General features: G+C 72.1%; 13 protein-coding genes and 1 tRNA gene. 4 read left to right on the top strand and 10 right to left on the bottom strand.

Annotated features, from left to right (window positions below):
* Positions 1-59: 59 nt before the first annotated feature.
* The 8 genes from ACZ6SD_RS21665 to ACZ6SD_RS21630 form a co-directional block, all read right to left on the bottom strand.
* Positions 60-132 (bottom strand) — tRNA-Lys (locus ACZ6SD_RS21665).
* Between the two features lie 36 nt (positions 133-168).
* On the bottom strand, positions 169-2,259 hold the full coding sequence (locus tag ACZ6SD_RS21660; RefSeq protein ID WP_465318777.1) for an ATP-binding protein: 2,091 nt from the start codon (positions 2,257-2,259) through the stop codon (positions 169-171).
* A 101-nt stretch (positions 2,260-2,360) separates the two neighbouring features.
* Positions 2,361-3,242, bottom strand: coding sequence for an alpha/beta hydrolase family protein (locus ACZ6SD_RS21655; RefSeq protein ID WP_465318775.1), 882 nt, complete (start codon positions 3,240-3,242; stop codon positions 2,361-2,363).
* Between the two features lie 11 nt (positions 3,243-3,253).
* Complete coding sequence (locus ACZ6SD_RS21650; RefSeq protein ID WP_465318773.1) at positions 3,254-3,967, bottom strand: ABC transporter ATP-binding protein; 714 nt, start codon at positions 3,965-3,967, stop codon at positions 3,254-3,256.
* Positions 3,964-4,674 (bottom strand): ABC transporter ATP-binding protein, encoded by a 711-nt coding sequence (locus ACZ6SD_RS21645; protein WP_465318772.1) that lies wholly within the window; start codon positions 4,672-4,674, stop codon positions 3,964-3,966. The genes ACZ6SD_RS21650 and ACZ6SD_RS21645 overlap by 4 nt, the downstream gene beginning before the upstream one ends.
* A complete protein-coding gene (locus ACZ6SD_RS21640; protein WP_465318771.1) occupies positions 4,671-5,600 on the bottom strand; it encodes a branched-chain amino acid ABC transporter permease in 930 nt (309 codons plus the stop codon). The genes ACZ6SD_RS21645 and ACZ6SD_RS21640 overlap by 4 nt, the downstream gene beginning before the upstream one ends.
* Position 5,601: 1 nt before the next feature.
* The gene (locus ACZ6SD_RS21635) at positions 5,602-6,462 is read right to left on the bottom strand and encodes a branched-chain amino acid ABC transporter permease (RefSeq protein WP_465318770.1); all 861 of its coding nucleotides are present in this window, start codon (positions 6,460-6,462) and stop codon (positions 5,602-5,604) included.
* Entirely contained in the window at positions 6,459-7,700 is a 1,242-nt protein-coding gene (locus ACZ6SD_RS21630; protein ID WP_465318769.1) for an ABC transporter substrate-binding protein, read from the bottom strand. The genes ACZ6SD_RS21635 and ACZ6SD_RS21630 overlap by 4 nt, the downstream gene beginning before the upstream one ends.
* Before the next feature lie 251 nt (positions 7,701-7,951).
* Here ACZ6SD_RS21630 and ACZ6SD_RS21625 point away from each other — a divergent pair, with 251 nt between their 5' ends.
* Complete coding sequence (locus ACZ6SD_RS21625) at positions 7,952-8,800, top strand: alpha/beta hydrolase (RefSeq protein ID WP_465318768.1); 849 nt, start codon at positions 7,952-7,954, stop codon at positions 8,798-8,800.
* Between the two features lie 4 nt (positions 8,801-8,804).
* On the opposite strand, the gene ACZ6SD_RS21620 is transcribed toward ACZ6SD_RS21625, so the two are convergent.
* The gene (locus tag ACZ6SD_RS21620; protein WP_465318767.1) at positions 8,805-10,487 is read right to left on the bottom strand and encodes a glycerol-3-phosphate dehydrogenase/oxidase; all 1,683 of its coding nucleotides are present in this window, start codon (positions 10,485-10,487) and stop codon (positions 8,805-8,807) included.
* Between the two features lie 103 nt (positions 10,488-10,590).
* Here ACZ6SD_RS21620 and ACZ6SD_RS21615 point away from each other — a divergent pair, with 103 nt between their 5' ends.
* Together ACZ6SD_RS21615 and glpK are read left to right on the top strand one after the other, a co-directional pair.
* Positions 10,591-11,358, top strand: coding sequence for an IclR family transcriptional regulator (locus ACZ6SD_RS21615; RefSeq protein ID WP_465318766.1), 768 nt, complete (start codon positions 10,591-10,593; stop codon positions 11,356-11,358).
* A 154-nt stretch (positions 11,359-11,512) separates the two neighbouring features.
* Complete coding sequence (gene glpK / locus ACZ6SD_RS21610; protein ID WP_465318765.1) at positions 11,513-13,030, top strand: glycerol kinase GlpK; 1,518 nt, start codon at positions 11,513-11,515, stop codon at positions 13,028-13,030.
* A 4-nt stretch (positions 13,031-13,034) separates the two neighbouring features.
* On the opposite strand, the gene ACZ6SD_RS21605 is transcribed toward glpK, so the two are convergent.
* The gene (locus ACZ6SD_RS21605) at positions 13,035-13,796 is read right to left on the bottom strand and encodes a 2-phosphosulfolactate phosphatase (protein WP_465318764.1); all 762 of its coding nucleotides are present in this window, start codon (positions 13,794-13,796) and stop codon (positions 13,035-13,037) included.
* Positions 13,797-13,865: 69 nt separating this feature from the next.
* Between ACZ6SD_RS21605 and ACZ6SD_RS21600 the strand changes: the two genes are divergently transcribed.
* Positions 13,866-14,315, top strand: coding sequence for a nuclear transport factor 2 family protein (locus ACZ6SD_RS21600; protein WP_465318763.1), 450 nt, complete (start codon positions 13,866-13,868; stop codon positions 14,313-14,315).
* Positions 14,316-14,341 lie beyond the last annotated feature (26 nt).

Raw genomic sequence — 14,341 nt, 5'->3', positions numbered from 1 at the left:
TAAAGTGTCCCCGGACGGCCAAATCGTCCACAGAGGACGGCCGTTGACCTGTGTGTTTGTGGGCCGCCCGGGGCTCGAACCCGGAACCTACTGATTAAAAGTCAGCAGCTCTACCGATTGAGCTAACGGCCCTCAGCGATCAGTGTAGCGGGCGGCGTGGGTGGTTCCTCAGGCCGTTGTGGCCGGGTCGGGGTGTTCGCTGTCGGTGAGGGCGTAGTGGGTGACGGTGTCTTCGGGGAGGGCGCGGCCGGTTTCGTAGGCGGTGGTGAAGGCTGCGTCGCCCAGGGTGGTTTTGGCCTGGTCTAGGTACTGGAAGTGTGGTCCGGCAAGGGATTTGGCGGCTTCGGGTGAGCTGCCGACGCTTTCCCAGACGACGGCGGCGGCGCCGAAGAGGGTGGCGGCGCGGGTGTGGTCGCCCTGGCGGGCGGTGGCCCAGGCGAGGGTTTCCAGTTGGTGCGCGCGGCCGAAGGGGCTGTCCAGGGCGAGTTCGCCGAGGATGCCTTCCCTGGCGGCGGCGATCGCCCTTGCCGGGTCGCCGTAGAGGGCTTCTAGGCAGGCTTGGCCGTAGCGGGCCATGGCGCCGTAATAGGTGTCGCCGTTGGTGGTGGCGAGGGTGAGCATGCGGGTGATCGAGGCGCGGCCAGCGGGGAGGTCGTTCGCGGCGGGGGCGGCCATGGCGTGGATGAACAGGGGGTGCAGTTCGCGGCGGGGGTCGCCGTCGGCGCGGAAGGCGGTGGCGGTGGTCGCGGCGAGGGCCGCTGCCTGGGTGAAGCGGCCGCGCAGGAGTTCGCGGAAGCAGCGGACGTAGGCGATGTGGTTTTTGGTCGGCTGGTCTTTGGGCAGTTTGGCCGCTTGAGCGAGCCGGGCCGCCGCGGCGTCGAAGTCGTACTGCCACAGGGCGTAGAGGGCGCTGACGCTCAGGGCGAGCGGGCGGTGCGGGTCGTCGTCGGCGGTGGCGGACAGGGCGCGGTCCAGCCAGAGGCGGGCCTCGCTGTTGAAGCCGCGCAGCGTCCAGTACTCGCTGATCCGGTTCATCATGCGCAGGGCGACGGTTTCCTCGCCGGGCACGGACACCGACCAGCCCAGGGCAGCGCGCAGGTTCGCGTGGTCGCGGCGGAGCCGGTCCAGCCAGGTGAGCTGGCGGGGGCTGGTCCAGTCCGCGTCGGCCTGGTCGGTGAGCCGGTCGAACCAGTCGCGGTGCAGGCGGCGGACCCGGGCGAGGTCGCCCGCTTCCTCAAGGCGCTCCTGGCCGTACTCGCGCAGCGTCTCCAGCATCCGGTACCGGGTGGCGCTGTCGTGGGCCTCGCGCAGCAGCACCGATTTGTCGAGCAGGCCGTCGAGCAGGTCGAGCACGCCGTCGCGGTCGAGGCCGAAGTCGCCGCACACGCGCTCGGCGGCGTCGAGGTCGAACGACCCGGCGAACACCGACGCCCGCGCCCACAGGGTCCGCTCGTCGGCCGAGCACAGGTTGTGGCTCCACTCGATGGTGGCCAGCAGCGCCCGCTGCCGCGCGGGCGCGGTGCGGTCGCGGGAGGTCAGCAGCGGCAGGTGCGCGGTGAGCCGGTCGAGGATCTGGCGCGGGGACAGCGACCGGACGCGGGCCGCGGCGAGTTCGATCGCCAGCGGCAGCCCGTCGAGCCGCTCGCACAGGCGGGCGACGTCGGCGCGGTTGTCGTCGGTCACCTGGAAAGCCGGGTCCACCATGGCCGCCCGGTCCACGAACAGCCGCACGCCGTCGTACGACATGAGGTCGGCGGAGGTCTCGCCGTCGCGGGGCACCGCCAGCGGCGGCACGCGCACTATCCGCTCACCGTTGATGTTGAGCGATTGTCTGCTGGTGGTCAGCACTGTCACGCCGGGACAGTCGGCGAGCACGGTCCGGATCAGGTGGACGCAGGCGTCGACAAGGTGCTCGCAGTTGTCCAGCACCAGCAGGGTTTCGCGGTCGCGCAGGTGGTCGAGCACGGCCCGCTCGGCGGGCGCCCCGGTCTGGTCCCGCAGGCCGAGGCGGTCGGCGACCAGGGTGGCCAGCAGGGCGGGGTTGCGCAGTTCGGCGAGGCCGACGAACACGATCCCGTCGGGGTAGCCGCCGGTCGCGGCGATCTCGCGGGTGACCGTGGTCGCCAGCCGGGTCTTGCCGACGCCGCCCGGCCCGGTCAGCGTGACCAGCCGGGCGGTGGTCAGCAGGTCGCGGACCTGGGCGTTCTCCCGGTCGCGCCCGAGGTAGCTGGTCAGCTCGATCGGCGGCCCACCGGCCAAATCGCCGCCACCACCTTCGCCAGCGCACCGGACAACTCCGGCCAATGTAACCGATGCCCAGGCGCGGTGACACCGCCGCGCCCGGGCATCGGCCGCGCTGGTCAGGAGTGCGGGCAGGTGTCGCGGTACTCGGCCAGTTCGCTGTTCTTCGGCGCCGGGCAGAGCAGGGCCTCATAGCGGGTGTCGTCGTCCACGAAGCGCTTCATCCAGGCCACGGTGAGCCCGCCGATCAGGGGGTTCTCGACGGTGAACGTGCCGTGCGTCGCCGTGCTGACCTCCGCGTAGGCGCGTTCCCTCGCACTAGTCATGCCGGTGTAGAAGCGCTCGGCGTGCTGGCCGACGACGGTGACGGTGTCCCGGGACCCGCCGATGATCATCGTGGCCGCGGTGATCTCGGGCCAGGTCTTGTCCGTGTGGTACGGGGCCAGCGGGACAGCGGCCTTGACGCTGGTCCGCGTCGCCGCCGCCCGCAGCGCGCCGCCGCCGCCCATCGAGTGGCCCATGACCGCGAGCCGCTTCGCGTCGAGCCGGGCGCGCACCTGCGACGGCGCGCGGGAGGTGAGGTAGTCCAGCGCGGCGACAAGCTGCTGCCCACGCGAGTTGGGCTGGTCGTAGCGGGAGTCGGTGTCGATGGTGATCACCACGAAGCCCTGGGAGGCCAGGCGCGGCCCCAGCCATTTGACGTGCGTCTGGGTGGAGACGTAGCCGGGGGAGATGGCGATGCCGCCGAAGGTGCCCTTGCTGGTGTCGGTGGGGTAGTAGACCGTGCCGCTGCCGAACCCGACCGCCGCCGCGTCGGAGACGGTGTGGGTGGCGTACGCGAACGGGCCGAGTGGGGCGCGCACGCTGTCCCAGGTCGGCGCGGGGCCACGCTGGTAGGACACCGGGGTCGGCGCGGCGTCCGCCTGGAAGACCGCGGCGGCGGTGAGCGCGAGCACGGCGGGGATGACGGCGAGCGACGCCTTGATACGTGTTTTCCGCATGGGGGTTCTCCTTAGTGGACAGTGCCGAGATAGGCGTCTGAGACCGCGCTGTCGTCGAGGAGCGCGGCGACCGGGCCGGAGGCCGCGACCTTGCCGTGCGCGAGGACGTACGCGGTGTCGCACAGGTGGCGCACGAGCCGCACGTTCTGCTCGACCAGCACCACGGCCGTGCCGTCGCGGGTGATGTCGGCGAGGATGCCTGCGACCTCGTCCACCGCGACCGGGGACAGGCCGCTGGACGGCTCGTCCAGCAGGACCAGCTTGGGCTCCGACATCAGGGCCCGGGCGATGGCGACGGCCTGCTGCTGGCCGCCGCTGAGCCTGCCCGCAGCTTCCGCCGCCCGCTCCCGCAGCCAGCCGAACCGGTCGTAGGCCCGCGCGAGCCGGGCCCGCTGGACCTTGCGCGGGTGCCCGTAGGCGCCGAGCAGCAGGTTGTCCTCGATCGACATGTTCGGGAACAGCCTGCGGTTCTGCGGGCACAGGGCGATGCCCGCGCGCACCAGCACCCCGGTGTCGTGCCCGGTGACGTCCACCCCGGCGAGGGTGATCCGACCGCCGCGGCGCGGGGCCTGGTTGTGGATGCCCAGCAGGGTGCTGGTCTTGCCCGCGCCGTTCGCGCCGAGGACGCCGGTGACGGCGCCCGCTTCCGCGCGCAGGCTGACGTCGCGGACGGCCACGGTGGGGCCGAAGGCGACGGTGAGGTTGTCGACGGTGAGCATCGTCATGCCTCTCCCAGGTAGGAGGCGATGACCGCCTCGTCGGCGCGGATTCGCTCCGGCGTGCCCTCGGCCAGCACCGCGCCCGCCGCCATGACCACGACGGTGTCGGCGAGCGGCATCAGGAACTGCATGTTGTGGTCGACCACGACCACCGCGACGCCCAGCTCGTCCGCCGCCCGGCGGACCGCGTTCGCCAGGGCGGCCGCCTCGGCGGTGTCCATGCCCACGGCGGGCTCGTCCAGCAGCAGCACCCTGGGGCCGGTGGCCAGCGCGAGGGCGATCATGGCCAGCCGCTGGGCGGCGCTGGTGAGCGACGCGCACGGCTGGTCGAGCAGCCCGTCGAGGCCGAGCAGGTCCGCGAGCCGGTCGTCGGACCACGCTGGCCGCCCCCGCCGCTCGCCGTGCGCGAGGCGCAGGCCCTGGCGCAGCGTCCAGGAGCCGAACAGGCGGGTCGTCTGGAACGTGCGGGCGATTCCGGCGTGGACGGCGCGGTGCGCGCCCTTGCCGGAGGCGACTTTCCCGTCCAGGGTGACCGTGCCCGAGGTGGGCTCGTGGGTTCCGGCGAGGACGCCGAGCAGGGTCGTCTTGCCCGAGCCGTTGGGGCCGATCAGCCCGAGGACGGCGCCCGCGTCGAGGGTGAACGACACGCCGTCCACGGCGGCGACTCCGCCGAACCGCTTCACGACCCGGTCGACTGTCAGCAGCGCGGTCACGCGACCGCCTCCTTCCGGCGGACTTTCCGGGTGAGCGCGGTGACCCCGCCCAGGATTCCGTTGGGCGCGAGCAGGGTGACGGCGATGAACAGCACGCCCAGCACGATCTGGCTGACCCCGGGGCCGAGGTTCAACAGTTGGGTGAGCCCGATGACGACGACGGCGCCGACCACTGGGGCCAGCAGCCGCCCGGCCCCGCCGAGGCCGAGCGCCACGAACATCAGGAAGCTCTGCACGAAGGTGAACTGCGACGGCGCGATGACCCCGTTGTACTGTCCGAAAAGGACACCCGCCCAGCCCGCGAACCCGGCCGAGACGACCACCGCGAGCAGCTTCACCCGCGCGGTCGGCACGCCCAGGTGCTGCGCCAGGTCCTCGTCCTCGCGGATGGCGCGCAGCCGGTCGCCGAAGCGGCTCACCGAGATCAGGTGGAACCCGGCCAGCCCGCCGCCGACGGACACCGCCAGCAGCGTGATCGTCGCGTCCAGCGAGTAGCCCAGGTCGACCGGCCGCCCGGTTGGCCCGCCGGTGAAGTCCGCGGCGTTGGTGAACACCAGGAACGCCACGGCGGTGAAGAACATGGTGCCGATGGCGAAGTACTGCCCGCGGGTGCGGCTGAACACCAGGGCGACCAGGAACCCGACGAGCATCACCGCGGCCACCGAGACGAGGGCGGCGACGGTCATCGGCAGCCCCTTTTCCAGCAGGATCGCCGAGAGGTAGGCGCCGCCGCCGAAGAACGCGGCGTGCGCCATGCTCGGGTAGCCGCCGAGGCCGAGGATGACGTTGAGGCCGGTCAGCGCGATCGTCCAGACGACCACCAGGAGCGCGACCTGCCCCTGGTCGCCCTGGAGTCCGGTCAGCGCCAGGTAGGCGAGGACGCTCAGCAGCGCTGAGCCGCCCAGCGCCGGGCCGTGGTTGCGCATGTCAGGCCACCCTTCGACCGTTGGCGCCGCGCAGCCCGCCGGGCTTGAGCACCAGGATGAGCACGAGCAGCAGGAACCCGAAGGCGCTCTGGTACGCCGAGCTCAGGTACGCCGAGCCCAGCCCCTCCACGACGCCGAGCACGAGCCCGCCCGCCACCGCGCCCCACACGCTGCCCAGGCCGCCGACCACGACCACCACGAACGCGCTGAGCAGCACCTCGTCTGCCATGTACGGCGAGACCTGGAACGTGGGCGCGTAGGCGATCGCGGCGATGCCCGCGAGCAGCCCGGCGATGAGGAACGCCAGCGTGTACTGCCTGCGCAGGGGGATGCCGAGCATCGCCGCCGCGCCGCGGTCCTGGGCCACCGCCCGCATCGCGCGGCCGAGCGAGGTCCGCGACAGGATCAGGTGCAGCGCCGTCAGCGCCAGCACGGCCAGCACGACCAGGGCGATCTTCACCCCGGACAGCGAGACCCCGCCGATCTCCACCAGCACCCGGTCGTACGGGGTGTCCATCGAGCGGCCCTCGCCGCCGAACAGCCGCAGCGCGACGTTCTGCAGGATCAGCATCAGGCCCAGCGCGACCGCGGGGGCCGCGGCGGGCTTGTCGATGATCCACCGGTAGGCGATGACCTCGGTCAGCACCGAAACCCCGCCGCCGCAGGCGATCCCGGCCAGGGCGGCGAGCGCGAACGGCAGGCCCGCCGCGCTCGCCGACCAGGTCGTGTAGGCCGCCAGGACGATGACGCCCGCGTGCGCGAAGTTGGGGACCTCCATCACCCCGTAGACCAGGGTGAGCCCCACCGCGACCACGGCGAACAGGCAGCCGAGGAAGACTCCGTTGACCAGCACCTGGATCACGCGCAGGTGTCCTCTGGGAAGACGGGGTCGATCACGACGCCGTCGCGGGTGTCGAACACCATCGCGCTGCGCAGGGTCCGCTTGCCCGGGCACCACGCGGTGACCTCGGAGGCGGTGCGCGCGTTGCGGCCGGTGAACAGCAGCCCGCCGTCGCCGGGGAGCCAGCCGCTGACCGTGCCCTCGGGCACGGTGATCTCGCCCAGCGCCTTCTGGATCTTCTCCGGGTCGGTGACGCTGTCGGCCTTGGTCATGGCCGCGGCGACGATGAACGGGAAGTCGTGCGCCCACATGGTCAGGTCCTGCGGGTACTCGTTGAACCGCGCCTGGTACGCCTCGGCGAAGGACTTGGCGGCGGGGTTGGCCGACGTGGTCGGCAGCGTCCCGGCGCAGTCGTAGTTGTCGGCCATGATCGAGTCGAACTGGGCGCCCAGGATCGCCTCGGCCTGGTCGGGGTTGACGCCGCTGCTGTGGATGACCGGGCCGGTGTAGCCGGACTGCCGGAGCTGCTTGAGCACCGGCAGGATCACCGCGGTCACGCTCGACAGGTAGACCGCGTCGGGCTTGGCGGCCAGCGCCGCGCTGATCGCGTTGCTGTAGTCGGTGGAGCTGAGCGGGAACTCGGCGGTCGCGGCGATGGCCACGCCCTCGGCTTGCGCCGACTTCGCCACGAGCTGGGTCAGGCCCTCGGCGTACGGCTCGCCCTTGGCGGTGATCACCGAGATGCTCTTGGTGCCCAGCTCGCGCTTGGCGTAGTGCAGGCAGCCGGGCACGTAGGTGGGCGACGCGCCCCGGGTGAGGAACAGGTTCGGGCTCAGGTCGAGGATGCCCGGGTAGCTGGAGTCCAGGATGTTGACCATCGGGACGGGCTGGCGCTTGAGCTGCGGGACGTAGGTGTCCGAGCCGAGCCCGTAGGCGATGACCGGGATCTTCTGGGCTTGGATCATCTCGCGCAGCGCCGTCACGCCGGTGGTCGCGGCGTCGGAGCGGTCGTCGGCGTAGGTGATCTCCAGGGTGCGCTTGCGCCCGCCGACGGTGAAGCCGGTCTTGTTCAGGGCCTCCACGCCCATGGTGAGGGCGTTCTTCTGCGCCGGGCCGAGGGTGGAGTAGATGCCCGACAGGGACAGGATCGCGCCGACCTTGACCGTGTCGCCGTCGTTCGCGCCGCTGGTGGCGCCGCAGGCGGCCGATGCCGCGAACACCGCCGCCGCGGCCAGTGCCGCCGCTGATCTGGATCGCATGGGAGTCCTTCGGGGTCGGGAGTGATGTGGGGCGAGTGATGTGGGGCACTGTAAGTACGAAACCGGGAGTTCACAAGAACGTCGTTCGAGATTGTCGAATCCAGCGAGGGCGATACGGCCATTTGGAGTAATAAACGGACGCGGTGAGCGGTCGATTTCGGTCTGTTTCCGCAGAACAATCGAACCTTGTTCGGCTATGCCGAATCAGCTACCGTGGCGAACCCTCGCCCTCGACGCCCCGGGAGTCGCCCATGTCCGCGTTCACCAGCACCGACGGCCTGCCGATCCACGTCGCCGAGTGGCCGAGCCGGGGCGAGCCGCGCGCGGTGGTGCTGATCGCCCACGGCATGGGCGAGCACTCCGCCCGCTACGGGCGCCTCGCCGAGCACCTCGCTGGCCTGGGGCACGCGGTGTACGCCTGCGATCACCGCGGCCACGGCCGCAGCATGGCGGGCGCGCCCGGCCACCTCGGCCCGGACGGCTGGACCCGGCTCGTGGCCGACCTGGCCGCGCTGGCCGGGCGGCTGCGCGACCGCCATCCCGGCCAGCCGTTAGTCCTTTTCGGACACAGCATGGGCTCGTTCGCCGTGCAGCACTGCCTGCTCGACCACCCCGGCCTGGCCGACGCCGTCGTCCTGTCCGGCACCACCGCCCTGGACGAACTCCTGCGCGCCCCCGTCGACCCCGGCTCCGGCGGCCTCTTCGCGACCTTCAACGCCGCCTTCGCCCCCAACCGCACCGGGTTCGACTGGCTCAGCCGCGACGAGTCCGAAGTGGACGCCTACGTCACCGACCCGCTGTGCGGCTTCACCCTCGACGAGCAGGGCATGGCCGACCTCAACGCGGCCGCGCCCCGGCTGGCCGAGCCCCCCGCCGTCGCGCCGACCCTGCCCCTGTACGTCATGGTCGGCGACCGCGACCCGCTCAACGCGGGCCTCGCCCTGTCCGACCTGCTGGTGAGCCGCTACCGGGCGGCGGGCCTGACCGACATCACCTACCGCGCCTACCCGGGAGCCCGGCACGAGGTGCTGAACGAGACGAACCGGGACGAGGTGACCGCCGACCTCGCCGCCTGGCTCGCCCGGGTGACCGGCCGGTGACCGGTCAGACGGCCCCCTGGGCGCGCAGCGCCGACACCGCGCCCAGGTCGTCCGGCTGGCCCTCGCCGTCGCGCTCGGCCTGGACGTGCCGCAGGTACGCGGCGGCCTCCCGGCGCACGCGCCGGTCGTCCCAGCCCAGCGCGACCCCCAGGATCTCGGCGGTGGCCTCGGCGGACTCCGCGCCGCGGTCCTTGGACTCGATGGCCAGCCGGACCCGGCGCGCCAACACGTCCGTGACGGTGCGGGCGCCCTCGTGCGTCGCGGCGTAGCGGACCTCCGCGCGCAAGTAGGCGTCGCCGCTGGGCAGCGGCCGGGCGAGAGCGGGGTCCGCGGCGATCAGGTCGAGGACTTCGCCGACGAGCGAGCCGTAGCGGCGCAGCAGCCGCTCCACCCGCTCGACGGGCAGGCCGTGGTCGCGGGCGAGCGCGGCCCGGCCGTTCCACAGCGCGTGGTAGCCCTCCGCGCCGACGAGTGGGATGTCCTCGGTGACCGACGCGGGAATGTCGACGAGGCCGCGCACGGCCTCGTCCACCGCGTCCTTGGCCATCACCCGGTATGTCGTGTACTTCCCGCCCGCGACCACCACGAGTCCCGGCACGGGGGAGCCGACGATGTGCTCCCGGGAGAGCTTGGTGGTGTCTTCGTCCTTTCCGGACAGCAGCGGGCGCAGCCCGGCGTAGACGCCGTTGATGTCGTCCTTGGTCAGCGGGGTGACCAGGACGCGGTTGACCTGGGCGAGCAGGTAGTCGACGTCGGCGGCGCTCGCGGCGGGGTGCTCCTTGTCCAGGTCCCAGTCGGTGTCGGTAGTGCCGACGATCCAGTGCCGCTCCCAGGGGATGACGAACAGGACGCTCTTGTCGGTGCGCAGGATCAGGCCGGTGCGCGCGTCGATGCGGTCACGCGGCACGAGCAGATGGACGCCCTTGGACGCGCGCACGCGCACGCTCGCCGCGTCGGCGAGGGCCTGGGTCTCGTCTGTCCACACGCCGGTGGCGCTGATGACGCGTTTGGCCCGCACGGTGATCCGCTCACCGGTTTCCTGGTCCGCGACAACCGCGCCCACGACCCGCTTACCGTCGCGCAGGTAGTCCACGACTTTGGCCTGATTGGCGACCAGTGCGCCATAAGAGGCCGCCGTACGGGCAAGAGACATGGTGTGCCGCGCGTCGTCCACTTGCGCGTCCCAGTACTGCACCGCGCCGACGAGCACGTCCGGGGACAGCCCGGGAGCCACCCGCAGCGCGTGCCGCTTGGACAGGTGCCGGTGCCGGGGCGTCGTCCTCGACGCGCCCATGGTGTCGTAGAGCAGGATTCCGGCGCCGACGTACGGGCGTTCCCACACGCGATGGGTCAGCGGGTAGAGGAACGGGACGGGCCGCACGAGGTGCGGGGCGAGCCGCCCCAGCAGCAGGCCGCGTTCCCGCAGCGCCTCGCGGACCAGGCCGAAGTCCAGCATCTCCAGGTAGCGCAGCCCGCCGTGGATCAGCTTGCTGGCCCGGCTGGAGGTGCCCGACGCCCAGTCCCGCGCCTCGACCAGGCCGACGCGCAGCCCCCGGGTGGCCGCGTCGAGCGCGGCGCCTGCGCCGACCACGCCGCCGCCGATGACCAGGACATCGAGTTCACCGCCGGAGCCGAGCAGCCGCAGCGCCCGCGCGCGGTTTTCCGGTGAGAGATCGGCCGGTCGCATGTCGACTCCTCAGAGGATGTGAATCAGCTGTGATCAGGTGTGCTCAGGTGTTACCGAATCAAGTCCGACAATGTCGAACAACGTACACGCTAGAGTGAGCGCCGTGCCAGGGAGAATCCAATCGGTCGAACGAGCGGCGGCCATCTTGCGCCTGCTGGCCTCGGGCGCCCGCCAGCTCGGCGTGGTAGAGCTGGCGAACGCGCTGCAACTGCCCAAGGGCACCGTGCACGGCATCCTGCAGACGCTGCAGCACGTCGGTTTTGTCGAACAGAGCCGCTCCGGGGGCAAGTACCGGCTCGGCGCCGCGCTGCTGCACCTGGGCAACAGCTACCTCGACGTCAACGAGCTGCGCACCCGCGCGCTCAACTGGGCCGACTCCCTGGCCTCCCGCTCCCGCGAGAGCGTGCGCATCGGCTCCCTACACGAGGGCCAGGTCCTCGTCGTGCACCACGTTTTCCGGCCCGACGACAGCCTCCAAGTCCTTGAGGTCGGCGCCCTGCTGCCCGCGCACGCCAGCGCCCTGGGCAAGGTGCTGCTCGCGTTCGACCTGCACGGCGAATCGCTGCTGGACGAGCTGACCCTCAAGCGCTACACCGCCCGCACACTGACCACCCGGCGCGCGCTGACCGAGGATCTGGAGCGGGTGCGCAAGCTGGGCTGGGGCGCCGAGGTCGAGGAGATGATCGACGGCGAGGCCGCCGTCGCCGCGCCCATCCACGACGACCGAGGCATCGCCGTGGGCGCGATCGGCGTGTCCGGGGCGATCGAGCGGGTCTGCGACGAACACGGCAAGCCGCGCCTCGACCTGGTCTCCACCGTCCGCGACGCCGCCCGGTCGATCTCCCGGAACCTGGGCGCCCGCAAGTGGTAGCCGCTTGACTTAGCGGGTCCGGGTCGGAAGTATCGCCGTACCCGATTCGGCAATGTCGAACAGCACGGTCGAACAGCACGGTCGAACGCCGCTGTCGATCCAACGCTGTCGAATCGGGGCCGCAGGCGCTCACCGCCGACCCCTGTGAGGACCCGTGACCACTGAGCCCGCCTACGTCGCCGCCATCGACCAAGGCACCACGTCCAGCCGCTGCATCATCTTCGACCGCCGAGGCGGCATCGTCTCGGTCGCGCAGAAGGAGCACCGGCAGATCTTCCCCCGGCCCGGATGGGTCGAGCACGACGCGGAAGAGATCTGGGCGAACGTCGCCCAAGTGGTCGAGGAGGCCCTGGACCTGGCCGACTTGCCGCGCACGCGACTGGCCGCGGTCGGCATCACCAACCAGCGCGAGACCACACTGGTGTGGGACCGGGCCACCGGGCGGCCGGTGCACAACGCGATCACCTGGCAAGACACCCGTACCGACGAGTTGGTCCGCGAACTCGGCGGCGCCGTTGGCCAGGACCGGTTCCGCGAGCGCTGCGGGCTGCCGCTGGCCACCTACTTCTCCGGCCCCAAGCTGCGCTGGCTGCTGCGGACCGTGCCCGGCCTCGCCGAGCGCGCCCAACGCGGCGAGGTCCTGTTCGGCACCATGGACAGCTGGCTGATCTGGCAGCTCACCGGCGGCCTGCACATCACCGACGTCACCAACGCCAGTCGCACCATGCTCATGAACCTGGCCACCCTCGACTGGGACGACACGATCCTCGCCGAGTTCGGCGTGCCCCGCGCCGCCCTGCCGGAGATCCGCCCGTCCGCCGCGGTCTACGGCACGGCCACCGGCGTCCTCGACGGCGTCCCGGTCGCCGCGGCGCTCGGCGACCAGCACGCGGCCCTGTTCGGCCAGACCGCGTTCTCGCCCGGCGACATCAAGAGCACCTACGGCACCGGCAGCTTCCTGCTCCTCAACACCGGGCAGAGCATCGTCCAATCAGGACACGGCCTGCTCACCACGGTCGGCTACCAGATCGCGGGCGAACCGGCCGTCTACGCGCTGGAGGGCTCGATCGCGGTCACCGGCTCCCTCGTGCAGTGGTTCCGCGACAAACTGGGCCTGATCAACAGCGCCGCCGAGATCGAGACCCTGGCGCGCACGGTGTCCGACAACGGCGGCTGCTACATCGTCCCCGCCTTCTCCGGCCTGTTCGCCCCGTACTGGCGCAGCGAGGCGCGTGGCGTCATCACCGGCCTCACCGGCTACGTCGACAAGGGCCACCTCGCCCGCGCCGCCCTTGAGGCGACCGCGTGGCAGACCCGCGAGGTCATGGACGCCATGCGCGCCGACACCGCCCTCGACGTCGGCGCCCTCCGCGTCGACGGCGGCATGACCGCCAACAACCTGCTGATGCAACTCCTCGCCGACACCCTCGACGTTCCGGTCGCCCGCCCCACCGTCGCCGAGACCACCTGCCTGGGCGCCGCCTACGCCGCGGGCCTCGCCGTCGGTTACTGGCCCGACCTCGACGCCCTGCGCGCCAACTGGCACAAAGCGGCCGAGTGGACTCCCGCCATCGACCCCGCCGCCCGCGACCGCGGCCACCGCAAGTGGCGCAAGGCCGTGGCGCGCTCCTTCGACTGGACCGACGAGGACGACCTCTCCCAGCCCGCCTGACCGCCTACCCGGCGCACTCGCCGCCCGCGCCGAGCGTGGCGGTGAACGCGCCGTCCACCAGGACGGGAACGTGCGCGCAGGCGTCGATCTCGGTGGCGACCGCGACGTCCTCGGCGAAGCCCTCGGCCCGCAACTCGCGCCCGGACACGCTGTCGCGGACCACCTCGGCCAGGTCCACCGTCGCGGCCGCCGCCGCCACCTCGGCTTCCGGCGACAGCGGCGCACCGGCCCGCAGCGCCGCGATAACCGCGCCCGCGCCGAGCAGGTCCTCCACCGCGGGCCGCTGCGTGCCGTCCGGCCACCGTTCCCCCGCTGCGATCACCGCGACCGGCGCCGCCACGGTCCCCCACCCCCGCTCGGCCAGCCAGGCCGCCACCGCCCCCGCGTTGCGCAGGCACGCCGCCACGACCGGCACGCCCCGCGCCGCCGCCGCGATCGCCGACCCGTTGGGTGAGGGCAGGACCAGGCGCGCGACCCCCGGCGCGGCCCGCAGCGCCGCTGGCGAGAGCGACCAGGGCGCCTCGGCGGTCGCGGCCCGCCGTCCCACCGCCAGCGCTGCCCCCTTGTCCTGGGCGAACCCCGCCGCCGTCGCGTCCCGCCACGGGTAGGGGAACACGCGAGTGCCCCGGTGGACGGCGACCGACACCGCCGTCGTGAACGACAGCACGTCCACGACCACCAGACACGCGCTCGTCTCCGCGAGCACCGCGGCCCCCGTCTGCCCCCAGTCGAACCGCACGCCGTATTCCGCCTGCATCGTGATCATGCCGACAGTCAAGCGGGCCCGCGGGAGGCGTTGAATGGGCACGTCCGCACCGTGACCGCCAGGAGCGCCATGACCCGCCCACCAGTTCCCCCGTTCGATGAGGCCAGCGCCCGCGTGAAGGTGCGGGCAGCCGAAGACGCGTGGAACACCCGCGACCCGCTGCGCGTCGCCGCCGCTTACACCCCGGATTCGGTGTGGCGCAACCGGTCGGAGTTCATCACCGGCCACGATGAGATCGTCGCCTTCCTCACCCGCAAGTGGGAGCGCGAACTGGACTACGCCCTGCGCAAGTCCCTGTGGGCGTTCACCGGAAACCGCATCGCCGTCCGCTTCCAGTACGAGTGGCACGACGAGACGGGCCAGTGGTGGCGCAGCCACGGCAATGAGAACTGGGAGTTCACCCCGGAGGGCTACATGAGCCGCCGCGAGGCCAGCATCAACGACGTCCCCATCACCGAGGCCGACCGCCGCATCTTCGGCCCCCGCACCGGCGACGAGCCCGACATCCCGCTGCGCTGAGGCGCGCCCGGACGGCCGCGCGGCTA

It is taken from the genome of Actinokineospora sp. NPDC051303 (assembly GCF_055586285.1).
The sequence above is the reverse complement of the archived record's forward strand: the minus strand, read 5'-3'. Positions and strand labels throughout refer to the sequence as shown.